23 protein-coding genes and 1 tRNA gene are annotated in these 23,811 nt (G+C 74.5%); 7 read left to right on the forward strand and 17 right to left on the reverse strand.

Annotation, left to right across the window (positions count from 1 at the left end):
- Positions 1–3: 3 nt before the first annotated feature.
- The 3 genes from FHR77_RS08670 (at position 4) to FHR77_RS08680 (ending at position 3,432) form a co-directional block, all read left to right on the forward strand.
- Positions 4–537 (forward strand): helix-turn-helix domain-containing protein, encoded by a 534-nt coding sequence (locus FHR77_RS08670; RefSeq protein WP_167259714.1) that lies wholly within the window; start codon positions 4–6, stop codon positions 535–537.
- The gene (locus FHR77_RS08675) at positions 534–1,796 is read left to right on the forward strand and encodes an MFS transporter (RefSeq protein ID WP_341777290.1); all 1,263 of its coding nucleotides are present in this window, start codon (positions 534–536) and stop codon (positions 1,794–1,796) included. Before FHR77_RS08670 ends, FHR77_RS08675 begins: the two co-directional genes overlap by 4 nt.
- A 193-nt stretch (positions 1,797–1,989) precedes the next feature.
- Positions 1,990–3,432: a serine hydrolase gene (locus FHR77_RS08680; RefSeq protein ID WP_167259715.1), complete on the forward strand. Its 1,443-nt coding sequence runs from the start codon at positions 1,990–1,992 to the stop codon at positions 3,430–3,432.
- A gap of 28 nt (positions 3,433–3,460) precedes the next feature.
- On the opposite strand, the gene FHR77_RS08685 is transcribed toward FHR77_RS08680, so the two are convergent.
- From FHR77_RS08685 to FHR77_RS08705, 5 genes are all read right to left on the reverse strand, one after another.
- Complete coding sequence (locus FHR77_RS08685; RefSeq protein ID WP_056056505.1) at positions 3,461–3,916, reverse strand: SRPBCC family protein; 456 nt, start codon at positions 3,914–3,916, stop codon at positions 3,461–3,463.
- The gene (locus tag FHR77_RS08690) at positions 3,913–5,379 is read right to left on the reverse strand and encodes a phytoene desaturase family protein (protein WP_167259716.1); all 1,467 of its coding nucleotides are present in this window, start codon (positions 5,377–5,379) and stop codon (positions 3,913–3,915) included. The genes FHR77_RS08685 and FHR77_RS08690 overlap by 4 nt, the downstream gene beginning before the upstream one ends.
- Positions 5,376–6,404 (reverse strand): SDR family oxidoreductase, encoded by a 1,029-nt coding sequence (locus FHR77_RS08695; protein ID WP_056056507.1) that lies wholly within the window; start codon positions 6,402–6,404, stop codon positions 5,376–5,378. The genes FHR77_RS08690 and FHR77_RS08695 overlap by 4 nt, the downstream gene beginning before the upstream one ends.
- 148 nt (positions 6,405–6,552) lie before the next feature.
- Positions 6,553–7,269, reverse strand: coding sequence for a hypothetical protein (locus tag FHR77_RS08700; protein WP_167259717.1), 717 nt, complete (start codon positions 7,267–7,269; stop codon positions 6,553–6,555).
- A gap of 94 nt (positions 7,270–7,363) precedes the next feature.
- Positions 7,364–8,104 (reverse strand): DedA family protein, encoded by a 741-nt coding sequence (locus tag FHR77_RS08705; protein WP_167259718.1) that lies wholly within the window; start codon positions 8,102–8,104, stop codon positions 7,364–7,366.
- Positions 8,105–8,307: 203 nt separating this feature from the next.
- Between FHR77_RS08705 and FHR77_RS08710 the strand changes: the two genes are divergently transcribed.
- Positions 8,308–8,631 carry a DUF7882 family protein gene (locus FHR77_RS08710; protein ID WP_056056509.1) on the forward strand — a complete coding sequence of 108 codons (324 nt, stop codon included), beginning with the start codon at positions 8,308–8,310 and terminating at the stop codon, positions 8,629–8,631.
- Between the two features lie 72 nt (positions 8,632–8,703).
- Here the strand turns inward: FHR77_RS08710 and FHR77_RS08715 are convergent, their stop codons facing one another.
- The 10 genes from FHR77_RS08715 to mnmA all read right to left on the reverse strand — a co-directional run bounded on the left by FHR77_RS08715 (position 8,704) and on the right by mnmA (position 19,994).
- A complete protein-coding gene (locus FHR77_RS08715) occupies positions 8,704–9,108 on the reverse strand; it encodes a DUF3054 domain-containing protein (RefSeq protein ID WP_167259719.1) in 405 nt (134 codons plus the stop codon).
- 32 nt (positions 9,109–9,140) lie between these two features.
- Positions 9,141–9,785 (reverse strand): spermidine/putrescine ABC transporter substrate-binding protein, encoded by a 645-nt coding sequence (locus FHR77_RS08720; protein ID WP_167259720.1) that lies wholly within the window; start codon positions 9,783–9,785, stop codon positions 9,141–9,143.
- A 55-nt stretch (positions 9,786–9,840) separates the two neighbouring features.
- On the reverse strand, positions 9,841–10,683 hold the full coding sequence (locus tag FHR77_RS08725) for a DUF3097 domain-containing protein (RefSeq protein WP_341777291.1): 843 nt from the start codon (positions 10,681–10,683) through the stop codon (positions 9,841–9,843).
- Complete coding sequence (locus FHR77_RS08730; RefSeq protein ID WP_167259721.1) at positions 10,676–11,482, reverse strand: hypothetical protein; 807 nt, start codon at positions 11,480–11,482, stop codon at positions 10,676–10,678. Before FHR77_RS08730 ends, FHR77_RS08725 begins: the two co-directional genes overlap by 8 nt.
- A 37-nt stretch (positions 11,483–11,519) precedes the next feature.
- Positions 11,520–13,019 (reverse strand): Asp-tRNA(Asn)/Glu-tRNA(Gln) amidotransferase subunit GatB, encoded by a 1,500-nt coding sequence (gene gatB / locus FHR77_RS08735; RefSeq protein ID WP_167259722.1) that lies wholly within the window; start codon positions 13,017–13,019, stop codon positions 11,520–11,522.
- Positions 13,019–14,569, reverse strand: a complete 1,551-nt coding sequence (gene gatA / locus FHR77_RS08740; protein WP_056056515.1) for an Asp-tRNA(Asn)/Glu-tRNA(Gln) amidotransferase subunit GatA — start codon at positions 14,567–14,569, stop codon at positions 13,019–13,021. The genes gatB and gatA overlap by 1 nt, the downstream gene beginning before the upstream one ends.
- A 2-nt stretch (positions 14,570–14,571) precedes the next feature.
- The gene (gene gatC / locus FHR77_RS08745; protein WP_167259723.1) at positions 14,572–14,871 is read right to left on the reverse strand and encodes an Asp-tRNA(Asn)/Glu-tRNA(Gln) amidotransferase subunit GatC; all 300 of its coding nucleotides are present in this window, start codon (positions 14,869–14,871) and stop codon (positions 14,572–14,574) included.
- Positions 14,872–14,932: 61 nt separating this feature from the next.
- Entirely contained in the window at positions 14,933–16,423 is a 1,491-nt protein-coding gene (locus FHR77_RS08750; RefSeq protein WP_167259724.1) for an alpha/beta hydrolase, read from the reverse strand.
- Positions 16,424–16,528: 105 nt separating this feature from the next.
- Positions 16,529–18,865: an NAD-dependent DNA ligase LigA gene (gene ligA, locus FHR77_RS08755; RefSeq protein ID WP_424955772.1), complete on the reverse strand. Its 2,337-nt coding sequence runs from the start codon at positions 18,863–18,865 to the stop codon at positions 16,529–16,531.
- A gap of 10 nt (positions 18,866–18,875) precedes the next feature.
- On the reverse strand, positions 18,876–19,994 hold the full coding sequence (gene mnmA, locus FHR77_RS08760) for a tRNA 2-thiouridine(34) synthase MnmA (protein WP_156370052.1): 1,119 nt from the start codon (positions 19,992–19,994) through the stop codon (positions 18,876–18,878).
- A gap of 82 nt (positions 19,995–20,076) precedes the next feature.
- Between mnmA and FHR77_RS08765 the strand changes: the two genes are divergently transcribed.
- The 3 genes from FHR77_RS08765 to FHR77_RS08775 all read left to right on the forward strand — a co-directional run bounded on the left by FHR77_RS08765 (position 20,077) and on the right by FHR77_RS08775 (position 22,399).
- Positions 20,077–21,378: an MFS transporter gene (locus FHR77_RS08765; protein ID WP_167259725.1), complete on the forward strand. Its 1,302-nt coding sequence runs from the start codon at positions 20,077–20,079 to the stop codon at positions 21,376–21,378.
- Between the two features lie 68 nt (positions 21,379–21,446).
- Positions 21,447–21,531: transfer RNA gene (locus tag FHR77_RS08770), tRNA-Leu, on the forward strand.
- 142 nt (positions 21,532–21,673) lie between these two features.
- On the forward strand, positions 21,674–22,399 hold the full coding sequence (locus FHR77_RS08775; protein WP_167259726.1) for a DedA family protein: 726 nt from the start codon (positions 21,674–21,676) through the stop codon (positions 22,397–22,399).
- 27 nt (positions 22,400–22,426) lie between these two features.
- Here FHR77_RS08775 and rdgB read toward each other — a convergent pair whose 3' ends face one another.
- Positions 22,427–23,023 carry an RdgB/HAM1 family non-canonical purine NTP pyrophosphatase gene (gene rdgB / locus FHR77_RS08780; RefSeq protein ID WP_167259727.1) on the reverse strand — a complete coding sequence of 199 codons (597 nt, stop codon included), beginning with the start codon at positions 23,021–23,023 and terminating at the stop codon, positions 22,427–22,429.
- Positions 23,020–23,769, reverse strand: a complete 750-nt coding sequence (gene rph, locus FHR77_RS08785; protein ID WP_167259728.1) for a ribonuclease PH — start codon at positions 23,767–23,769, stop codon at positions 23,020–23,022. Before rph ends, rdgB begins: the two co-directional genes overlap by 4 nt.
- Positions 23,770–23,811 lie beyond the last annotated feature (42 nt).

Raw genomic sequence — 23,811 nt, forward strand, 5'->3', positions numbered from 1 at the left:
CGGGTGCCCGAACTCGACGAACTCCGCGCCACCGCCCACCCGGTCCGCCTGCGCCTCCTCTCGCTCCTGACCGGTGCCGCCCTCAGCGCGGCCGAGGCCGGGCGCGAGCTGGGCCTCTCGCAGGCGGCGGCGAGCTACCACCTGCGGGTCCTCGAACGGGCGGGGCTGGTCGTCGTCGTCGAGGTCGTGCGCATCCGCGGCGGCGACGCCAAGCGGTACCGGCACCTCTCGTCGGCGCAGCCGTTCCCGCTCGTCGTGCCGCCCGACTCCCCCACCGGCCCCGACGCCGCCGACGAGCGCGCGCAGTACGTCGAGGCCCTCGTCGACGAGCTGCGCCGTCGCTCGCCCCGGCGCGCCTCCGGGCCGCAGGTCTCGACGGACGCCGAGCTCTGGGTCGACCCCGAGACCTGGCGGCGCGTCGTGCACCACGTCGGCCAGGCCTCGGCCCTCCTGCACGCCGCCGCGCAGCCGCCCCGGACACCGGGCACCGCACCGGTGTCGATGACCGCCGCGCTGTTCCCGATGAGGCGGCCGTGACGGGCAGCGCGGGAGGCGCCTCCCCGGCCCCGCTGCCGGTCGGCATCCGGGGCGGTCCCCTCGCGCACCGTGCGTTCCGCTGGCTGCTCGCGGCGCGCACGACCAGCGTGCTCGGCAACGCCGTCGCGCCGATCGCGCTCGCCTTCGCGGTGCTCGACCTGACCGGCTCGGCGGCCGACCTCGGGCTGGTCGTCGCGGCCCGGTCCGTCGCGAACGTCGCCGTGCTGCTGCTCGGAGGCGTCGTCGCCGACCGGCTGCCCCGCGACGTGGTGCTCGTCGGCACCTCGGTCGCCGCGGCCCTGACGCAGGCCGGGGTCGCGGCGCTCGTCGTGAGCGGCTCGGCCACCGTCCCGTCGCTCGTGGTGCTCAGCGTGCTCAACGGGGCGGTCGCGGCCGTGAGCCTGCCGGCGTCGGCAGCGCTCGTGCCCGAGACCGTCCCGGCCGAGCTGCTGCGGCCCGCGAACGCCCTCCTCCGCCTCGGGCTCACCGGCGGCAGCGTCGTCGGGGCGTCGGCGGGGGCGGGGGTCGTGGCCGTCGTCGGGCCCGGGTGGGGCCTCGCGGTCGACGCGGCCGGGTTCGCCCTGGCCGGTGTGCTCTTCGCCGGGATGCGGCTGCCGCGGGCGGCCGGGCGCCCCCGCCCGGGAGGTCGCCCGGCGTCCGTCCTCGCCGACCTGCGGGAGGGGTGGAGCGAGTTCACGAGACGGTCGTGGGTGTGGATCGTGGTGGCGCAGTTCGCCGTGCTCAACGCGGCCTTCGTCGGGGCGACGACGGTGCTCGGGCCGGTCGTCGCCGACGGGTCGTTCGGCCGCGCGGCCTGGGGGCTGGTGGTCGCCGCCCAGACCGTCGGGCTGGCCGTCGGGGCCGTGGTCGCCCTCCGTTGGCGGCCCCGTCACGGCCTCGCCGTCGGGGTCGGGCTGATGGCGGTGACGGCCGTCCCGGTGGCGACCCTCGGCGCCGCGCCGGCGCTGCCCGCGCTCGTCGTGGCCTTCCTGCTCGGCGGCGTCGCGCTGGAGGTGTTCGCGATCACCTGGGACCAGTCGCTGCAGACCCGGGTGCCGCGGGAGGCCCTCGCCCGCGTCTACTCGTACGACATGGTCGGCTCGTTCGTGGCGATCCCCGTCGGCGAGGTGCTGGTCGGGCCGGCGGCGCACCTGTTCGGCACGCGGGCCACGCTGCTCGTCTGTGCGGGCGTGGTCGTGACCGCCACCGCCGCGGCGCTCTCGACCCGGAGCGTGCGGCAGCTCACCCTCGACGGGTGAGCCCGGCCGGCGCGGGCAGCTGGCAGCGCCAGCAGCTGGCCAGGGCTGCAGAACCCGACCACGCGCCTCCTTGTGACCGGAAAGTCAGGTACCAGGACGCCGGGCGGAGCCGAACGGTCGGCAAATGCGACAGACGGGGACGGGACGCGGAGGCCTGGAGGCGCGGCCGGGAGGCGGGTCGTAGGCTCGGCGCGTGACCTCGACGACGACCACGCTGCCCACCCGCTCCCCCTCCGACCTGGGCGTCGACGCCCGGGGGCTGCTCGCCCTCGTCGACGGCCTGGAGGCGACGCCCGGCGTCGAGCCGCACGGGCTCGTCGTCGTGCACCGCGGCGCCGTCGTCGCCCGGGGCTGGTGGGCACCGTACTCGGCCGAGCGCCCGCACCTCGTCTACTCGGTGAGCAAGAGCTTCACGGCCACGGCGGTCGGCATCGCCGCCGACGAGGGACTGCTGACGATCGACGACACGGTCATCAGCTGGTTCCCCGAGCTCGACGCCGAGGTGACCGACGACCGCACGCGCCGGATGCGCCTCCGCCACCTGCTCGCCATGGCCAGCGGCCACCTGACGGAGACGCTCGACCGCGCCGAGACGCTCGACCCCACGAACGTCGTCCGCGGCTTCCTGCTCACGCCGCCCGAGGCCGAGCCCGGCTCGGTCTTCGCCTACAACCAGCCCTGCACGTACACGCTCGCGGAGGTGGTGCGCCGCGCCTCGGGAGCGACGCTGGTCCACTACCTGCGCCCGCGCCTCGTCGACCCGCTCGGCATCGACGTCGCCGCGTGGCAGCGCGACGCGACCGGCGCCGAGCTGGGCTACAGCGGCCTGCACACCACCACCGACGCGGTCGCCGCCCTCGGCCAGCTGCACCTGCAGCAGGGCCGGTGGGGCGACGAGCAGCTCGTCTCCGCCGCCTGGGTCGCCGAGGCGTCGCGCCCGCACGCCTCGACGGCGCACGAGGGGTCCGCCGACTGGCAGCAGGGCTACGGCTTCCAGTTCTGGGTCTCCACGCACGGGTACCGCGCCGACGGCGCCTACGGCCAGTTCAGCCTGGTCGTCCCCGAGCACGACCTCGTCGTCGCGATCACGAGCCAGACCACCGACACCAGGGCGCTGCTCGACCTCGTCTGGGCGACCGTGCTGCCCGCCCTCGGTGCCGGGGGCAGCGCCGACGACGACGCCCGCCTCGCCGAGCGGCTGGGCGCACTCACGCTGCCCGGCGTCGCGGCCCCGACCGGCGACGGCGACCCGCTCGAAGGCTCGTCCGAGGGCACCGTGACGGCCGGCACCTGGACCGCCGCCGCCCACGCCGACCGCGACCAGCCGAGCCTCAGCGCGATGGTGGTCACGACCGACGGCACGCCGACGCTCACCCTCGTCGAGGGCGACCACCGGCTCGACGCCGCCCTGGGCCTCGGCGAGTGGCGCACCACCGGCCCGCTCGCCACCTGGGCCGAGCAGCACGGCGACCACCTGCTCGTCGACGTCGTCTTCGTGGAGACGCCCCACCGCCTCCACCTCGACGCCGACCGGGGCACCGGCACGGTCAGTGCCCGGTGGCGGACGGCGCCCCTGCACGGCCCCGACCTGCGGACGCTCCGGGCCCCCGGCCCCGACGACGTGGCGACCCGCTAGGGCCGGGCCGGCCGGCAGGAGTCGCGGGTCAGGTCGGGTGGACGGTGTCGCGCAGGCGCCCCTCGGCCAGCCAGGCGAGCCGCCGCAGCGCCTCGTGGTTGCGCCAGGTGAGCGGCACGTCGAGCACGGCGTCGGGCACGAGCGCGCCAGGGCCGCTCACGGCCTCCTCCGTCATCGTCACGAAGCAGCCGCCGGCACGGTCCGCGACGTCGATGCCGACGCGGGCCTCCCCCGCCGGCCAGCCGCGGGCGAGGAAGACGGCCCGCCGCGGGGCGTCCCACTCGAGCAGCGTCGTCGAGTCGTCGATGACGAGCGGCCACACGCCGAACGAGTGGTGGATCTTCGCGCCGGCCCGGGGCCACTCGCGCTCGACGTCGCGGATGCGCGACGCCCCGACGACCCAGCTCGGGAAGAGCCAGCCGTCGCTGAGGACGTCGAAGACGTCGCGCGGCGACGCCTCCAGGAACCGGTGCACGACGCTCACCGGTCGCTCCCTCCGTCGGGCCCCAGGCGGGGCAGGTGGTCGATGCCGAACTCGTGGCGCAGGGCGCTCTGCGCAGCGTAGGCGCCCCCCATGCCGTGCACGCTCGGGCCCGGCGGCACCGAGGACGACGCGAGGTAAGTGCCGGGCACGGCCGTCCGCCACGGGTCGGTCGAGAGCACCGGGCGCACGATGAGCTGCTTCAGGCTCGGGGCGCCGGAGGCGATGTCGCCCCCGACGTAGTTCGGGTCGTAGGCCTCGAGCTCGTCGGCCGACCGGGCGCTGCTGGCGAGCACCAGGTCGCGGAACCCGGGCGCGAACCGCTCGATCTGGCGGGTGATCGCCTCGGTCATGTCGACGGTGCTGCCGTTCGGCACGTGCGCGTACGTCCACAGCGAGTGCTGGCCGGCCGGGGCCCGGCTGTCGTCGACGACGCCCGGCTGCACGGCCAGGACGAACGGCTCGGCCGGGTGCGCCCCGCGCGCGACGTCGTGCTCGGCCCGGGCGATGTCGGCCCGCGTGCCGCCGAGGTGCACGGTGGGCGTCCGCCGCAGCTCCTCCGCCGCCCAGGGCACCGGCCCGCTCAGGGCGAAGTCCACCTTGGAGGCGCCTCCTCCGTACCGGAACCGCTCGAGACGACGTCGGTAGCCGGCGGGCATCTCGTCGCCCGCGATGGCGATCAGCTGGCGCGGGGTCACGTCGAGCAGCTTCACGCGCGCGTCGAGCTGGCGCAGGGTGGTCACGTCGACGCCCGTCTCGATCACGCCGCCGTGGGCCCGAAGGTCGTCGGCGAGCGCCTCGGCGATCACCTGGCTGCCGCCCCGGGGCACCGCCCAGCCGTAGCCGTGGCCGTGGACGGCGAGCGCGAGGCCCGCGGCGCCCGCCGACAGGCTCGGCATGGGGCGGATGGCGTGGGCCATCACGCCCGCGAGCAGCGCCCGGGCCTCCTCCGTGCGGAGCCCGGCGTCCCACCAGGGGCCGCCCTGGTGGAGGATGCGCAGCCCGAACTCGACCACCGTCCGCGGGTGGCGAGGCAGCTGGAGGATCGGCGAGAGCGTGAACTGCGAGAGCTCGGCCTCGATGTCGACGAGGCGCGAGAACATGCGGCGCCAGGTCGCACCGTCACGGCCGAGGCCCTCGACGGTGCGCTCGAGGTCGCGGTGGGCGACCCCGGCGCGCCCGCCGTCGAGCGGGTGGCCGTACGAGACCTCGGGCACGATCATGTCGACGCGCTGCTCGAGGCCCCAGCGCCGGAAGAACCCGGAGGCCATCGCCATCGGGTGCACCGCCGAGCAGACGTCGTGCCGGAACCCCGGCAGGGTCAGCTCCTTCGTGCGGGTGCCGCCGCCGATCGTGTCGTCGCGCTCGAGCAGCTGCACGCGCAGTCCGGCCCGGGCGAGGACGACCGCCGCCGCCAGGCCGTTCGGCCCGGCGCCGACGACGACCGCGTCGAAGGCGTGGCTCATGCGCCCTTGCGCCCTCCGACCAGGGCACGGACGACGGCGACGCCCGCGCCGACCGCCCCGGCGCCCGCCAGGGCGTAGCTGAGGCCGCGGTTGCGCGTGTACCAGACCTGGGGGCTGGTGCTGCGGGCCTGGTCGTCGAAGATGCCGTGGGCGCCGTGGTCGCCGCTGGTGGGCTGGTAGAGGTTGTCGGGCAGCATGGCCTCCGACTTCTCGGGGGCCTGCTGGCCCGAGTAGCCCGACTTGGCCAGGTAGACGTCGAGGAAGTTCGCCACGAAGCGGTTGCCGAGCACGGTCATCACCGTGGGCTCGCCGAGCCACGTCCGACGGCGCGGCTTGTCGGCCACGTCGGCGATCGCGATCGCACCCACCTCGGGCTGGTAGATCGGCGGCACCGGCTTGGGGTGGTGCGGCAGGCGCGAGCGCACCCAGTTGAACTGGATGGTGTTCAGCGCGGGCATGTCGACGGTCGAGATCTCGACGGCGCTCCCGTTGTGGATCAGCTCGGTGGTCACCGACTCGGTGAAGCCCTGCACCGCGTGCTTGGCCCCGCAGTACGACGCCTGCAGCGGGATGCCGCGGTGCGCGAGCGCCGACCCGACCTGGATGACGTGGCCGCGGTCGCGCGGCACCATGCGCGAGAGGGCGGCGCGCGTGCCGTTGACGAAGCCGAAGTAGTTGACCGCCGTGGCGCGCTCGAAGTCGGCCGGGTCGGTCTCGAGGAACTCCCCGAAGACGCCCACCATGGCGTCGTTGACCCAGAGGTCGATCTCGCCGAGCTCCTGCTCGACGCGCGTCGCGGCGGCCTCGACCTGCTCGCGGTCGGCCACGTCGGTCGGCACGGCGAGGCCGCGACGACCGGCGGCCTCCACGTCGGCGACGGCGCCGTCGAGGCCGTCCTGCCCGCGGGCCAGCACGGCGACGTCCCAGCCGCGCTCGGCGAGCTCACGCACGACGGCCCGGCCGAGCCCGGCCGAGCCTCCGGTGACGACGGCGACGCGGGGCTTCGTGGGGGTGCTCTTCGACATGGTTCTCCTGGCTCGTCGGCGGCCCGCTGGCTCAGGCCGTGCCCGGTCGACGGTAGTCCGACCCCGCTGGGCGGCGTCCGCCCCGGGGGACGTCACGGGGACGACCGGCCGGGCGCCGCCCTGGGGAGGGACTGCAGGAGGCGCGGTGTCAGATGTCGAAGCCGCCCAGGTCGCCGCCCCCGAAGTCGCCCCCGCCGAAGTCGCCGCCGCCCCCGAAGTCGCCGCCGCCACCGCCACCGCCGAAATCGCCGCCCCCTCCCCCGAAGTCGCCGCCACCGTCGCCCGCGTCGCCGCCGTCCTGGCCCGCGTCCCCGCCGTCCTGCCCACCGTCGCCGCCGTCGTCGGCACCGCCGTCGCCCTCTCCGCCAGCGACGTCGCTGCCCCCGTCGGGCAGGAACGCGCCGACGAGCGCGGAGCCCACGACGTAGCCCGCGACGGTGCCGAGCAGCGATCCGCCGATGATCGAGCCCATGCCCATGCCCGGGCGACCGCCTGCCTGCGGGCCCTGGCCACCGGCCGCGCCGCCGCCTCCCAGGGTCCGTTCGAGGGTGCCCGGCTTCCGCAGCTCCGACCGGGTGGCCGCCTGAGCGAGCGACCCTGCGTCGTCGCCGCGGGGCTGCTCACCCTGGCCGGCCTCACGGCTGAGCTCGTCGAAGACCAGCCGGCGCTGCTCGGGGCTCAGCTTCTCGAAGGCCTCGGCGTGCACCTGCTCGATGGTCTCGGGGGGCGCCGTGCGCAGCAGGTAGCGGTAGCGCTCGACGGCGATCTCGTCGTCGCTCCGCGCGGGTGCCCGCCCTCCCGGTGCCGGTGCCTGCTGGCCCGCGGCCTCGTCGTCTCGTCCGAGCAGCCTGTCGAGGAATCCCATGGTGCCGTCCTGTCTGTCGGGTCGGGGCGTCGGCCCCGACGGGTCTCCGACAGTACGGACGACCGGCCGCCCGCGCCTGGACGCGCGGTGCGGATCAGCTCCGAGCGGAGTCGCGGTCGGCGGCGCGACGACGGCGCACGGCCCGCAGCACCAGCCACAGCACCACCCCGCCGATGGCCGCGTAGACCGCGTAGTCGAGGTACTTCGCGTAGCGGTCGATCAGCTCGTACTGGGTGCCGAGGGCCGCCCCGAGCAGGATGAGCAGGGCGTTCCAGAGCCCGCTGCCGACGACGGTGAAGAGCGTGAACGAGGCGAGCGGCATCTTCTCGGCGCCGGCCGGCAGCGAGATCAGGCTGCGGACGCCGGGAACGAGGCGCCCGAAGAAGACCGCCGACCGCCCGTGCCGGTGGAACCAGTCGGCCGCCTTCCGGAAGTCCTCCCGGTCGACGAGGGGGAGCTTCGACAGCAGCGTGATGCTCCGCTCGAGGCCGATCACGGCGCCCAGCCAGTACAGGACGAGCGCGCCCACGTAGGCGCCGAGCGTGCTGACCACGATCAGCAGCACGATGTTCATGTTCCCCTGCCCGGCGAGGAACCCGGCGAGCGGCAGCACGATCTCGCTCGGGATCGGCGGGAACACCGTCTCGACGAAGGTCAGCAGCCCCACGCCCCACTCGCCCAGGGCGTCGATGACGCGCGCCGCGACGCCGACGAGGCCGTCGAGCTCCTGGACGGACGAGGAGGCGCCCTGCGCGACGACCGTGGACGGCAGGCCCCCCGACGGGCCCACGAGGGCGGAGGAGGCGGACGGGGCGAGCACGGCGGTGGAGGTCATGGGTCCCTGGGTCGGTTCGGTGCCCGCGGTCACCACGGGTCGGATCGGCTCCGACGAGCATGCCAGCACGGGCTGGACGACCGCCCACAGGCTCGTGTCGCGTGCCGGACCGGGCCGGCCCGGCACGGTAGATTGGCGGACGACCGCACCCTCGCCTCCTCGTCCCCGGTGCGGAGCAGACGACAGGACTGAACAGGACTTCCATGGGATCGCTGATCTACGGCACCTCCGGCATCGAGGTCGAGTTCGATGACCGCGTGCTCGAGCACCTCCAGATCGTGATCGCCACGAAGCTCCGGCGCCGCGAGTCGTTCTTCTTCTCGTGGCGCGACACCCAGAAGGTCGGCGACGGGCGCAGCAGCATCTGGCTCGACCCGGGCATCCCCCTCTACTTCAAGTACTCCGGCGGCCGCGTGCCCGCCATCAACCGCGACTGGCTGACCGAGCTGACGGCGTCGTCGAACAGCTCGTCGGGCCTGGTGCTCACCGACGAGCCCAGCACCGACAACAGCGTCAAGCGCAAGTAGCCCGCCAGGTCGACCGGCGGCCGGGCACCGAGGAGTCGCGGAGCCGTCTCGAGCTCCGCTCCGCCGTCGCCGTCAGCGCCGGGTGCGTCCGCCCCGCCGGGCCAGCGCCGCGACGCCCCGCCACCCCAGCAGGAAGACGCCGAGCACGACGATCGTCACGACGACGAAGCTCAGCTGGACGCCCTGCCCGCTGGCGACCCGGAGCAGCACCCCGAGCACGACCGTCGACACCCAGACGACCGCGCCGGAGGCGAGGCGGGGCAGCGGCCACCGCACGCCGACCACGCTCACCCAGCCCACGACGAGGCCGACCGCGAACGGCCAGAGCGTGGTGGCGAGGCCGGGCAGGTCGAGGCCCTCGGCGTGGCTGCGGCGGCCGATGACGACGAAGGCCACGACGAGCACGGCGTCGAGGGCGAGCGCCCACCACGGCAGACGGCGGGCCGGAGCGGTGGCGGCGGAGCGGGGCGTGGTCATGGTGTCCTCAGGGGGGTGCGGGCGGGGCGGGCTCAGCGCGGCGGCTCGAGCGTGCGCGAGAGCTCGGCGAGCAGCTCCTCGACCTGCGGCTCGACGAGCCGGTCGACGGCGTCGGCGATCCGCTCGCGCTGGGCGACGACCGCGAAGCAGAGCGCGGTGCCGACCGACTGCGCGTGCTCGTCGGCCAACGCGAGCTCGCGGCGCAGGGCCGCCTTCGCCTCGTCCGAGAACTCGGGCTCGTCGTCGGTGCCGTCGGCAGCGTGCCGTGCGGCCTCCTCGGCGGCGAGGCCCTCCAGGGTGAACAGGAACGGCTGGCCGGGCTCCGGCTCGGGGTCGACGTCGAGGCCGTCGAACTCGATGGCGAGGCCCTCGTCGGGCCGGTAGCCGTCGACGCCGGCCTCGGCGGCCCGTCGGAGCTCGCGGGTCACGAGGGGCAGGTTGCGGGTGGTGTACGAGTCGACCTCGTCGTCGACGATGTGCCGGAGCCGGTTCAGCAGCGCGTGCTGCACCGCGTGGGGCACGTCGCCGTCGAACCCGGCGGCGACCGCGACGGGCGAGCCGAAGCAGACCCGGCAGACGCGCGTGCGGGCCCGTGCGGTGCCGATCCGCCACCGGGGCAGCCAGCGCAGCCAGGCGTCGACCGCCGTGCGCACCTGCCCCTCGAGCGAATCGACCATGACGACGAATCTAGGACCCGAGGCCGGGAGACGCCCGACACGCCCGGGCGAGCCGTCAGCCCTGGTCGACCGTGACGAAGTCGATCAGCTGCTCGACCCGGCCGAGCAGCGCGGGCTCGAGGTCGCCGAAGGCGCGGACGCGGCCCAGGATGCGCTGCCACGCCGCCGCGATGTCGGCCTGGTCGTCGTGGGGCCAGCCGAGGGCCTCGCAGACGCCGTGCTTCCACTCGACCGAGCGGGGCACCTCCGGCCAGCGCGTGAGCCCGAGGCGTGCGGGCACGACGGCCTGCCAGACGTCCACGAACGGGTGCCCGACGACGAGCACGTGGCGACCGTGCGGGCCCCTCGTGATCGCCTCCGCGATGCGGCTCTCCTTCGACCCGGGCACGAGGTGGTCGACGAGCACGCCGACGCGGCGGTCGGCGGTCGGCCGGAACTCCGCCAGCACCTCGGCGAGGTGGTCGACGCCCTCGAGGTACTCGACGACCACGCCCTCGACGCGCAGGTCGGCGCCCCAGACCTTCTCGACGAGCTCGGCGTCGTGCCGGCCCTCGACGAAGATGCGGCTCTGGCGGGCCACCCGGGCGCGGGCGTCGCCCACGGCGAAGGAGCCGGAGGCCGTGCGGGCACGGCCCTGCGGCGCCGCCCTCGGCACCCGCAGCGCCACGGGCGCACCGTCGATCAGGAAGGAGCCCGAGAGCGGGAAGGCACGGACGCGCCCCTTCCAGTCCTCCAGCTCGACCGTGCCCGCCTCGACGCGCACGACCGCTCCCGTGAAGCCGCTCCGCGACTCCTCGACGACGAGGTCGCGCACCGCGTCGGTGGGGGTCGGCGCGGGGCGCGACGAGCGCTTCCAGTCGCCGCTGAGCACGTCTCGGCCGTACCGGTCGTCATCCACGGGTCGAGCCACCTCCCTGGTGGGGTCGTGAGCCCGGCGCACGGGGCGCCCGGGGTCGGGGCTGGTAGGGCCGGGGCGGGCCCGGGCGGTCGGCGCCCGCGGCCGGGGCCGCACCGGCGCCACGAGCCGTCGTCGAGGCCGGGCCCGCGGCCCGGGGGGTCGGGGCGGGAGGGCGCGAGGAGGCGGTGGTCGCGTCCGCCGCGGAGGCGCTGCCCTCCTCGCGCCCGGGGCGGGCCGGGGCCGAGGCCCGGGCGGGGGCCCGGGCCGGGGCGGGGGCCCGTGCCGGACGGGCGTCGGGCGTGAAGCCCGCCGTGAACGCGACGACGAGGCCCCCGAGCAGCAGCAGCACGGCGAGCCCGGAGACCGCGGCGGGCAGCCACCACGTCGCGAGGGCGCCGCCGCGCTGGGCGAGCATCGTCACGACGAGCTCGAGGGCGACGGACCACCACGCGACGGCGAAGCCCCTGGCCAGCCAGACGGCGAACCGGCGGCGCATCTCGGGTCGGCGCCCCGGGGCCTTCCAGTGCTCGGCGTGCGGCACCAGCAGGTGCCGGGCGGGCGTCCACGCGAGGAAGGCCGCGCAGACCAGGTAGGCGACCAGCGTGCCGACGAGCAGCACGCCCACGACGAGCACGAGGTCGACACGGCTCGCGGCGAACGCGACGGCTCCGGCCTCGGGCTCGTGCACGAGGGCGACCCGGTCGGGCAGGGCCCACCACGAGACGAGCAGGGCGACGCCGGCGACGGCCAGCGCGAGGCCGGCCGGCGCCGCGGCGCGGATCGTCGGCGGCACGGTCACGACGACCGGCCGCCGACGACGGGAGCGGGCGGGACGATCAGGCCTGGGCCCTCTCGAGCACGAGCTCGCGGACGCGAGCGGCGTCCGCCTGGCCCTTCATCGCCTTCATGACCGCGCCGATGACGGCGCCGGCGGCCTGGACCTTGCCGTCGCGGATCTTCGCGAGCACGTCGGGCTGGCTGGCCAGGGCCTCGTCGATGGCGGCGATCAGCGCGCCGTCGTCGGAGACGACGCGGAGCCCGCGCGCCTCGACGACCTCGGAGGGCGAGCCCTCGCCGGCGACGACTCCCTCGAGCACCTGGCGGGCGAGCCGGTCGGTCAGCTCGCCGGTCTCCACGAGCGCGATCAGCTCGCTGACGTGGCGGGGCGAGACGAGGGTCGACGCATCGACCTGGGCCGCGTTGGCGAGGCGGGCGATCTCGCCCGTCCACCACTTGCGGGCCGCCTGCGGCGACGCCCCGGCGGCGACCGTCTCGACGAGCTCCTGGAGCAGGCCGGAGTTGACGACGTCCTGGAACTCGAGGTCGGCGAAGCCCCAGTCGGCCTTGAGTCGACGACGCATCGCGACGGGGGCCTCGGGCAGCGCGAGGCGCAGCTCCTCGACCAGCTCGCGCGACGGCACGACCGGCAGCAGGTCCGGCTCGGGGAAGTAGCGGTAGTCGTCGGCGTCGCTCTTCGGACGACCGGCGGAGGTGCGGCCGGTGTCCTCGTGCCAGTGCCGCGTCTCCTGCGTGATGGTGCCGCCGGCGGCGAGGATCGCGGCCTGGCGCTGGATCTCGTGACGCACGGCACGCTCGACCGAGCGGAACGAGTTGACGTTCTTGGTCTCGGTGCGGGTGCCGAGCTCCACCTGGCCGTGCGGCCGGAGCGACACGTTGGCGTCGCAGCGGAGGTTGCCGCGCTCCATGCGCGCCTCGCTCACGCCCAGGCCGCGCACGATGTCGCGGATCGTCGAGACGTAGGCGGCGCCCAGCTCGGGGCCGAGGGCCCCGGCGCCGATGATCGGCTTCGTGACGATCTCGACCAGCGGGATGCCCGCGCGGTTGTAGTCGACGAGCGAGTACTCGGCCCCCTGGATGCGGCCGGTCGAGCCGCCGACGTGCGTCAGCTTGCCGGCGTCCTCCTCCATGTGGGCGCGCTCGATCGGCACGTGGAAGACGGTGCCGTCGGGCAGCTCGACCTCGACCTCGCCCTCGTACGCGATCGGCTCGTCGAACTGGCTGACCTGGTAGTTCTTGGGGTTGTCGGGGTAGAAGTAGTTCTTCCGGGCGAAGCGCGAGCTCTCGGCGATCGAGCAGCCGAGGGCGAGGCCGAGGCTGATCGAGTACCTCACGGCCTGCTCGTTGACGACGGGCAGCGAGCCCGGGAGGCCCAGGTCGACCGGGGTCACGTTCGTGTTCGGGGCGCCGCCGAAGAAGTTCGGCGCGTCGGAGAACATCTTGGTCTTCGTCGCGAGCTCGACGTGCACCTCGAAGCCGATGACGACCTCGTACTTCTCGAGGGCCTCGTCGTAGTCCATCAGGTCTGCCTTGGCCATCAGATGACTCCCTCGGTGGCGGCGTTCTGTTCGGTGGCGCTCAGGTCGGGGGCACGGGAGATGAGCGTGTGGCCCCAGCCCTGCTCGAGCAGCTGCTCGAGCGCGGCGCCGTAGGTGTAGAGACGGGCGTCCTGGCGGGCGGGCGCCATGAACTGCAGGCCCGTGGGCAGCCCGTCCTCCTCGGCGAGGCCCATCGGCACCGTGATGCCGGGGATGCCCGCGAGGTTCGCCGGGATCGTCGTGATGTCGTTGAGGTACATCGACAGCGGATCGTCGAGCTTCTCGCCGAGCGGGAACGCCGTCGTCGGGGCCGAGGGCGAGACGAGCACGTCGACCTGGTCGAAGGCCGCGGCGAAGTCGCGCTGCACCAGCGTGCGCACCTTCTGCGCGCTGCCGTAGTACGCGTCGTAGTAGCCCGCGCTGAGGGCGTAGGTGCCGAGGATGATGCGGCGCTTGACCTCGGGGCCGAAGCCCGCCTCGCGCGTGGCCGCCATCACGTCCTCCACCGTGCCCTTGCCCTCGGGCACGACGCGGAGGCCGAAGCGCACCGAGTCGAACTTGGCGAGGTTGGACGACGCCTCGGCGGGGAGGATCAGGTAGTAGGCGCTGATGGCGTACTCGAAGCTCGGGGCCGAGACCTCGACGATCTCCGCGCCGGCGCCCGAGAGCAGCTCCAGGGCCTCGGCGAAGCGGGCCTTGACGCCGGCCTGGAAGCCCTCCCCGTTCAGCTCGCGGACGACGCCGATGCGCACGCCCTGCAGCGCGCCTCCGGCCAGGCCTGCCCGGGCCGCCTCGGCGAACGAGGGCCACTCGTCGCGCAGCGAGGTGGAGTCGCGGGGGTCGTGGCCCTTGATGACGTCGTGCAGCAGGGCGGAGTCGAGCACCGTGCGGCTCACGGGCCCGACCTGGTCGAGCGAGCTCGCGAGGGCGATCGCCCCGTAGCGGCTGACCGAGCCGTAGGTCGGCTTGACGCCGACGGTGCCCGTGACGGCGCCCGGCTGGCGGATCGAGCCGCCTGTGTCGCTGCCGAGCGCGAGAGGCGCCTCGAAGGCGGCGACGGCGGCGGCGGAGCCACCACCGGAGCCGCCGGGGATGCGGTCGAGCGACCACGGGTTGTGCGTCGGGCCGTAGGCCGAGAACTCGGTCGACGAACCCATCGCGAACTCGTCCATGTTCGTCTTGCCGAGGGGCACCATGTCGGCGGCGCGCACCTTGCGGACGACGGTGGCGTCGTACGGCGGCACCCACCCCTCGAGGATCTTGCTGCCCGAGGTGGAGGGCATGTCGAGCGTGCAGAGGACGTCCTTGACGGCGATCGGCACGCCGGCCAGGGCCCCGAGCTGCTCGCCGGCGGCGCGGCGACGGTCGACGTCGGCGGCGGTGGCGAGGGCCGCGTCGCTGACGTGGAGGAAGGCGTGCACGTCGCCGTCTACGGCGGCGATGCGGTCGAGGTGCGCCTGGGCGACCTCGACGGCCGAGACGTCGCCGGCGGTCAGCGCCGCGGAGAGGTCGGCCGCGCTGAGGCGGACGATCGAGGAGGCGTCGGTCATGGCTACTGCTCTTCTCCGAGGATCGCGGTCACGCGGAAGCGCGAGCCGTCGTGGTCGGGGGCGCCCGAGAGGGCCTGCTCGACGGTGAGCGTCTCGCCCACGACGTCGGGGCGGAAGACGTTCTCGAGCGGGATGGGGTGGCTCGTGGCGGGGACGTCGTCGGTCGCGACCTCGGCGACCTTGGTGACGTTGTCGACGATGTGGCCGAGCTCCCGCGTCATGGTCTCGATCTCGTCGGGGGTCAGGGCGATGCGGGCGAGACCGGCGAGGTGCTGCACCTGCTCGCGCGTGATTTCAGACATGCTGCTCCGTCACATGGTGGAGTGGGGGCCCCGGTCGGGGCACCGGTCGATCTTACGGGGCTCAGTCGCGCAGGTAGACGTCCTGCGGGCGGACGAGCGCGAGCTCCGGCCCGTCGGGCCGCGGCTCGCCCGGGCCGCGCTCGTCGCCGTCGACCATGTCGCCGTGGCCGAGGGCGATGAGGGCCAGGCTCCTCATCGACTCCGTGCCGGGCAGGAGGTAGTCGTTGTGGCCGAGCGCGGCACGGAGGACGCGGCCGGTCACGGAGTCGTCACCTCCGCCGGTGTGCAGCAGCACCGCACCGAAGGCGCCCGTGCCCGGGTCGACCCCGAAGTACCCGCTGCCCGCCACCGGGTCGAAGCTGCCCGCGGCGGCGTAGACGTCGTCGTCGGCCACCGACAGCATCGCCGCCGTCGGCACCACGCTGCCCGGCGAGCCGAGCAGCGCGAGCGAGTCGACGCTCACGCGGCCCGACGACAGGGCCAGCGTCGCGGTGGTCGACCCGTACGAGTGCGCCACGACGGTCACCCGGGGGGCGTCGGAGGCGCGGGCCGCGTCGAGACCGCCGAGGGCGTCCTCGAGGTGGCCGGCCCCCTGCCGGGCGAGGTCGAGCGTGTAGACGTTCGTGAGGTCGGGCGTGCGGTAGCCCATCCAGGCCACGACGGCGACGCCGTCGAGCGGACGGGCGTCGGAGCGCGCCAGCAGGTACGTCCAGGCGCGCTGCTCGTCGTGCAGCTGCCCCGCGGTCTCGGCCCAGTCGACCATCTGCCCGTGCACCGTGAAGAACATGCCGGGCACGAGCACGCTGACGTCGTCGGCGGTGTCGAGGCTGCCCACCGAGACGGCGGCCCGGCCGGGCATGACGGTGTCGAGGGCGATGAGCTGGCGGTCCTCGTCGCCCGCGCTCCGGTCGGCGAGCGCGAGCTGGACCTGCCCGAGCATGGCGGAGCGGGCGTCGTCGCCGTCCTGCTCGGCGGCGGTCTCGTCGCGGTCGTGGAGTGCCAGCGTCGCGGCGCCGAGGAAGAGCCGGTTGGCCTGGTCGCGCACGGAGTAGGGCACGCCCTCGAGCTGCCCGACCACGCCGGGCACGGCGGCGACGAGGCCGAGACGGCGCGAGTCGTCGAGGCCGGCCCACCACGCCGCCGTGGTCGGCGCGTCGGCGCCGGCCGTCAGCACCGCCGACAGGCGCGACGCGTCGTCGCCCACGGGGTCGAACGAGCCGCCGAGGGCCGAGAGGGCCGGCGAGGAGGCGCCCTCCAGCTCGGCGAGGCAGGCCGGCACCGTGAGGTCGGGGGCTGCGGTCGACGGCCGCGCGCCGGTCGTCGACGACGGCTCGGCCGTGGCGAGTGCGCGGCAGACAGCGACCTGCTCGAGGCCGGGCGTCGTGTCGACGGTCGCCGGCTCGTCACCGCGAGGCGGCGCGGCGGTGTCGGTGAGCGGAGGACCACCCGGCTCTCCGGGCGCGGTCACCGCGACCCCGGGCACGACGGGAGCATCGACCGCTCCGGCGAAGTGGATCGATGCAGAAAGGATGGCTGTGGCGAGGAACAGCACGTCGGGTGTTTCCCCCTCGATGGGTGCCAGTGCCTCTGCGCCCTACAGCAGAGGTCGACACGTGCTCACATCGTAGGAGGGGACCCGTTCGGGGGGCCAGCGATCTCAGGCCACCGGGTCGTCGCTGCCCCCCGAACTGGGGTCGCCGAGCGCAGCCGGGCCCTCCTTAATGAGGACTTGAAATTGTGCTGCGTCGATGATCCGTACCCCGAGCTGCTCGGCCTTCGTGAGCTTGGACCCGGCACCGGGGCCGGCGGCCACGAAGTCGGTCTTCTTGCTCACGCTGTTGCCGGCCTTGCCGCCCGCCGCGAGGATCGCCTCCTGTGCCCCCTCGCGGCTGAACCCCTCGAGGCTGCCCGTGGCGACGACGGTCAGGCCGGCGAGCACGCCCCCCGCCTCGACGGCGGCGCCGGGCCCGGGGTGGCCGGGGGTGTCGAACTGGACGCCCGCGGCGGCCCAGCGGTCGAGGATCTCGACGTGCCAGTCGACCTCGAACCACGCGAGCAGGGCGTCGGCGATGATGCCGCCGACACCGTCGACGGCCGCGAGCTCGTCGCGGCTGGCGGAGCGCATCGCGTCGAGCGAACCGAAGTGGTTCGCGAGCGCGCGGGCGGCCACGGGGCCGACGTGGCGGATGCTCAGCCCGACGAGGATCCGCCAGAGCGGACTGGTCTTCGCGGCGTGCAGGTTGGCGAGCATCTCGATCGCCGTCTTCGACGGCACGCTGGTCTCGTCGCCGGCGAACTCGGCCGCCTCGGGGTCGAACGGGCCGTCGGCCTTGCCGCGGCGACGCCGGAAGGGGGTCACGAGCTTGGGCGCGCCGTCGTCGCCGAGCTTCTCCATGCCGGTCTCGGAGTCGCGGACGACGACCTTGACGGGGAAGACGTCGGCCATCGTCAGGTCGAAGAGCCCGGCCTCGGTGCGGAGGGGCGGCTCGGCGGGCTCGACGGGCTGGGTCAGCGCGGCCGCCGCGACCTCGCCGAGGCCCTCGACGTCGAGCGAGCCGCGGGAGGCGATGTGCTCGACGCGCCCGCGCACCTGCGCCGGGCAGCTCTCCGCGTTCGGGCAGCGCAGGTCGACGTCGCCCTCCTTCGCCGGGGCCAGCGGGGTGCCGCACTCGGGGCAGTCGACGGGCATGACGAACTCGCGCTCGCTGCCGTCACGGAGCTCGACCACGGGGCCGAGCACCTCGGGGATGACGTCGCCGGCCTTGCGCAGCACGACCGTGTCGCCGATCAGCACGCCCTTGGCGCGGACGACGTGCTGGTTGTGGAGCGTCGCCTGGCGGACCTCGCTGCCGGCCACCTCCACCTTGCGCATCACCGCGAAGGGCGTGGCGCGGCCCGTCCGACCGACGCTCACGACGATGTCGAGCAGCTCGGTGTTGACCTCCTCCGGCGGGTACTTGAACGCCGTGGCCCACCGGGGCGCCCGGCTGGTCGCCCCGAGCTCGTCGTGGAGCGCGAGGTCGTCGACCTTGACGACGATGCCGTCGATCTGGTGCTCGACCGACGACCTCCTGACCCCGTAGTCGTGGATGAAGCGGGCCACCTCGGGCACGGTGTCGTACACGCGGTAGTGCGTCGAGGTCGGCAGGCCCCACGACGCGAGCAGCTCGTAGACCTCGCTCTGCGCGCGGACCTCGGTGTCGCGCTCGAGCTCGCGGACGGGCCAGGCGCCGATGCCGTGCACGAGCATCCGCAGGCTGCGCAGCCGCGCGTCCATCAGCTCGCGCTTGGCCGGGCTCTTGCCCTCGATCTTCTGGCGCAGCGAGCCGGCCGCGGCGTTGCGCGGGTTCGCGAAGACGCGCTCGCCCGCCTCGCGCTGCCGCGCGTTCAGCTGGTCGAACTCGGCGACGGGGAAGAAGATCTCGCCCCGCACCTCGACGATCGCCGGGTGCCCGGTGCCGCTCAGCCGCTCGGGGATGGTGCCCATCGTGAGAACGTTCGCCGTGACGTCCTCGCCGACGACGCCGTCGCCGCGGGTGGCGGCCGTGACGAGCACGCCGTGCTCGTAGCGCAGGTTGATCGCGAGGCCGTCGATCTTGAGCTCGCAGAGGAAGCGCACTCGCTCGGCGCCGGCGTCGCGCTCGACCTTTCCCGCCCACTCGGCGAGCTCGTCGTCGCTGAAGACGTTGTCGAGGCTGAGCATGCGCTCGGCGTGCTCGACCGGCGCGAACTGCGTCGTCTCGGCCCGGCCGCCCACGGTCTGCGTGGGGCTGTCGGGCTTCTGCAGCTCGGGGTGGGCGCGCTCGAGGGCGTCGAGGCGACGCACGAGCGCGTCGTAGTCGGCGTCGCTCACCGTCGAGGCGTTGCCCTCGTAGTACTGGTCGCGCAGCTCGAGCACGCGCGACGTCAGCGCCTCGACCTCGTCGCGGGCGGTCGCGAGGTCGTCGGGCACCTCGGCGTCGGCGGCAGCCGCGGCGTCGTCGATGTCGGCCACCTCGAGCCTCCTAGGCCGAGACCGGCACGGCGCTGACCGTGCGGTCGATCGTGCACTGGCCGAGCACTCGGGTGCCGACGTAGACGACGGCGGTCTGCCCGGGGGCGACGCCGCTGAGGGGCTCGTGGGGAGTGATCACGAGCTCCTTCTTACCCTCGACCTCCGTCACGCGCGCCGTGGCGGGCTCGGGGTCGGAGTGGGCCCTGATCTGGACGTCGCAGGCGAACGGCACGGTGGGGTCGGCCGGGGCCGCACCCGCCCACGTGTACGAGCCGCCGGCGATCTCGGCGATCTCGAGCGCCTCCTTCGGGCCCACGACGACGGTGTTGTCGACCGGGCGCACCTCGAGCACGAAGCGCGGCTTGCCGTCGTCGGCCGGGAACCCGATGGCGAGCCCCTTCCGCTGCCCGACCGTGAAGGCGTGCGCGCCCTCGTGGGTGCCGATGCGGGCCCCGCTGCGGTCGAGGATGTCGCCGGTCTCGGCGCCGACCCGCTCGGCCAGCCAGCCGCGGGTGTCGCCGTCGGGGATGAAGCAGATGTCGTGGCTGTCGGGCTTGGTCGCGACGCTGAAGCCGCGGGCGGCGGCCTCGGCCCGCACCTCGGCCTTCGACGGCGTGGCGCCGAGCGGGAACATCGAGTGCGCGAGCTGCTCGGCGGTGAGCACCCCGAGCACGTACGACTGGTCCTTCGCCCAGGCGGAGGCGCGGTGCAGCTCGCGCTGCCCCTGGTCGTCGGTGACGATGGTCGCGTAGTGGCCGGTGCAGACCGCGTCGAAGCCGAGCGCGAGGGCCTTCTCGAGCAGAGCGGCGAACTTGATCCGCTCGTTGCAGCGCATGCACGGGTTCGGCGTGCGGCCGGCGGAGTACTCGGCGACGAAGTCGTCGACCACGTCGAGCTTGAAGCGCTCGGAGAAGTCCCACACGTAGTACGGGATGCCGATCAGGTCGGCCGCGCGCTGCGCGTCCATGCTGTCCTCGATGGTGCAGCAGCCGCGGCTGCCCGTGCGGAGCGTGCCCGGCATGCGGCTCAGCGCCAGGTGGACCCCCACGACGTCGTGCCCCGCCTCGACGGCCCGTGCCGCCGCCACCGCCGAGTCGACGCCGCCGCTCATCGCTGCCAGTACCTTCATCCCTCCAGTGTAGGCAGCGCCCCCGACGTCGGGCGGGCGGCGCCGACGAGCCCGCGGGGCCGGGCATAGTGTGGCGGGCGTCATGTCGTCCCCCACCCCCGCCGCCTCCCTCCGGTCGGTCGCCCTCGCGGCGTTCCTGCCGGCCGCCCTCTTCGCGATCGGCGAGGGGGCGATCATCCCGATCATCCCGGTCGTCGCCAGCGACCTGGGGGCGAGCCTGCCGTTCGCCGCCTTCGTCGCGGCGCTCATCCTCGTCGGCGAGCTGATCGGCGACGTCCCGAGCGGGTGGCTGGTCTCCCGCATCGGCGAGCGCACCGCGATGATCTCGGCGGCCCTCGTGAGCACGGTCGGCCTGCTGACGTGCGTCGCGGCCCCGAACGAGTGGGTGCTCGCCCTCGGCGTCCTCCTGATCGGCCTCTCGACGGCGGTCTTCGCGCTGGCCCGGCACGCGTTCATGACGAGCTTCGTGCCGGTCGAGATCCGTGCCCGGGCCCTCTCGAGCCTCGGCGGCGTCTTCCGGTTCGGCTTCTTCGTCGGCCCCTTCCTGGCCGCCGGGGTCATCCACCTCACGGGCTCGACGCAGTCGGCGTTCTGGATCCACGTCGGGGGCTGCCTCGGCGCCGCGGCCGTCCTGCTCGTGCTGCGCGACCCCACGGCCGTCCTCGGCGAGCGCCGGGCCGCCGCGGCCGCCGCCGCCGGGTCGCCCGTCGACGCCGCCGCCCGTCCGTCGACGGGCTCGACGCCCGGCGAGGTCGCGGTCGAGAAGGAGGCGCGGGGCCTGTTCGCGACGCTGGCCCGCCACCGCGGAGTCCTCCTCCGTCTCGGCAGCGGGGCGGCCCTGATCGGCGCCATGCGCGCGGGTCGCCAGGTGATCCTCCCGCTGTGGGCCGTCAGCATCGGCGTCGACGCCCCGCAGACCGCGCTCGTGATCGGCATCGCCGGCGCCGTCGACTTCGCGCTCTTCTACACGAGCGGCCAGATCATGGACCGCTGGGGCCGGCTGTGGAGCGCGGTGCCGTCGATGGTGGGGCTCAGCATCTCGTACCTGGCGCTGTCGCTCACCCACGACCTCGACGCGCGGGTGGGCTGGTTCATCGCCGTGGCGATGTTCATGTCGCTGGCGAACGGCATCGGCAGCGGCATCCTCATGACGCTCGGCGCGGACCTCGCCGACCGGGCCGACCCCGCTCCCTTCCTCGGTGCCTGGCGCTTCACCGGCGACGCGGGCAGCGCGGCGGCCCCGCTGCTCATCTCCGGGCTGACGGCGCTCGTGTCGATCTCCGTGGCCAGCGGGGTCATGGGCCTGCTGGGCCTCGCCGGGGCCGCGATCCTGCTGCGCTACGTGCCGCGGTACTCGCCGCACGTGCCGCGCGAGCGCCGCTGAGGGCCGGCGGCCTGCGCGGGCCGACCCGCGACTCCCCCACGGCCAGCCGGTAGACTCTGCCCGCTCCGGCGGGAGTGGTGAAACTGGCAGACACGCAGGATTTAGGTTCCTGTGCTTTCGAGCGTGAGGGTTCAAGTCCCTTCTCCCGCACCAGGCGACCCGGGCACGCGTGCTCTCGGCCACCTCCGAGCCGCGGGGCCCCGCGGGCCCACTACATTGTCCCCATCACCGGTCGGCGGCCCTCGCCGGCCGCACCCGGGCGACCCCAGGGCCGTCCGCACCCGAAGAGAGACCGATGCTGCCCCTGGCGACCATCTCGTGGCTCGACCCCGAGTACCTCCTGTCGGCCTTCGGCCCCTGGGCCGTGGTGGGCGTCTGCCTGCTGGTCTTCGCCGAGACCGGGCTGCTCGTCGGCTTCCTCTTCCCCGGCGACACCCTGCTGATCATCACCGGCATCCTGGCCGCGACCAACCCCGGCGCCCTCGGGCTGCCCATCTGGCTGATCGCGATCTTCATCGCGATCGCCGCGTTCGCGGGCGGCGAGCTCGGCTACCTGATCGGCCACAAGGTCGGGCCCCGCATCTTCGAGCGGAAGGAGAGCGGGCTCTTCAGCGTGGCGAACGTCAAGCGCACCAACGCCTTCTTCGAGCGGTTCGGGCCGATGGCCGTCATCATCGCGCGGTTCGTGCCGGTCGTGCGCACCTTCGCCCCGATCATGGCGGGAGTGGCCCACATGAGCTACCGGCGCTACTCGCTCTTCAACGCGATCGGCGCGGCGGTGTGGGGCCTCGGCGTGACGCTCGCCGGGTTCGGCATCGGCCACATCCCGCCGGTGGCCGACTTCGTCAGCGAGTACATCGACCTCATCCTGCTGGGCGCGGTGCTCGCGACGGTCATCCCCATCGCGATCCACTACCTCCACGGGGTGCACCAGGCGAAGAAGCACGAGGCCGACGGCACGGCGGGCGACGGCACGGCCGCCGACGCCGCGGCCGTCGAGACGGCGCCGACCCAGGCCTGACCGCCGGGCCGTCAGCCCGCCGGGCCGTCAGCCCGCCAGCGCCGCCACGTGCGGGGCGATCGCGCGGAACGCGCGCGAGCGGTGGCTGACCGCGTTCTTCTCGTCCGGCGTGAGCTCGGCCGAGCTGCGGGTCTCGCCCTCGGGGCGGAACACCGGGTCGTAGCCGTGCCCGCCCGTGCCGACCCGGGCCTCCAGCACGGCCCCGGGCCACTCGCCGTACTCCACGTGCTCGAGCTCCGTCGTGCCGTCGGGGCCGGGCACCACCAGGGCCGCGGCGCACGAGAAGTGCGCCGCCCGGTCGGTCACGCCCGCCAGGTTCGCCAGCAGCAGGTCGATGTTGTCGTCGTCGTCCCGCGTGCCGGCGTACCGGGCGGAGTGGATGCCGGGGGCGCCGCCGAGGGCGTCGACCGAGATGCCGCTGTCGTCGGCGAGCGACGGGAGGCCGGTGTGGGCCGCGGCCGCCCGCGCCTTGATGAGGGCGTTCGCGGCGAACGTGTCGCCGTCCTCGACGGGCTCCGGGCCGTCGTACGCCACGAGCTCGACGCCCGGCGCCGTCTCGGCGAGGATGCCTCGGAGCTCGGCGACCTTGCCCTGGTTGTGCGTCGCGATGACGACCCGGGTCACGCGCCCAGCACCTGACGCTGGATGGCCGTGAGGTCGGCCCCGCCCGCGACGGCCAGGTCGAGCAGCAGGCCGAGCTCGCTGCGGTCGAAGGGCGCGCCCTCGGCGGTGCCCTGCACCTCGACGAAGAGCCCCGAGCCGGTGACGACGACGTTCATGTCGGTCTCGGCCCGGACGTCCTCGACGTAGGCGAGGTCGAGCATCGGGCGGCCGTCGACGATGCCGACCGAGACGGCCGCGACGCTGTCGGTGAGCGGCGTCGCCTTCTGCGCGATGAACTTCTTCTCACGGCCCCACTCGATGGCCTGCGCGAGCGCGACGTAGGCCCCGGTGATGGCGGCCGTGCGGGTGCCGCCGTCGGCCTGCAGCACGTCGCAGTCGAGCACGATCGTGTTCTCGCCGAGGGCCTTCGTGTCGACGACGGCCCGGAGGCTGCGGCCGATCAGGCGCGAGATCTCGTGCGTGCGGCCGCCGATCTTGCCCTTCACGCTCTCGCGGTCGTTGCGCGAGTTCGTCGCCCGGGGCAGCATCGAGTACTCGGCGGTGACCCAGCCCTTGCCCTTGCCGGCCAGCCAGCGCGGCACGCCGTTCGTGAAGGAGGCGGTGCAGAGCACCTTGGTGCCGCCGAACGACACGAGGGCGCTGCCCTCGGCCTGGGCGCTCCAGCCCTTCTCGATGGTGACGGGGCGGAGCTGGTCGAGGCGGCGGCCGTCGACGCGGACGGTCTCGGTGGTGGTGGTGTCGCTCATGGGGGTCCCCTGTCGGGTCGGTGCTGCGGAGGTCGGTGCGGT

This window comes from Frigoribacterium endophyticum (assembly GCF_011759585.1).
Classification (GTDB): domain Bacteria; phylum Actinomycetota; class Actinomycetes; order Actinomycetales; family Microbacteriaceae; genus Frigoribacterium; species Frigoribacterium endophyticum.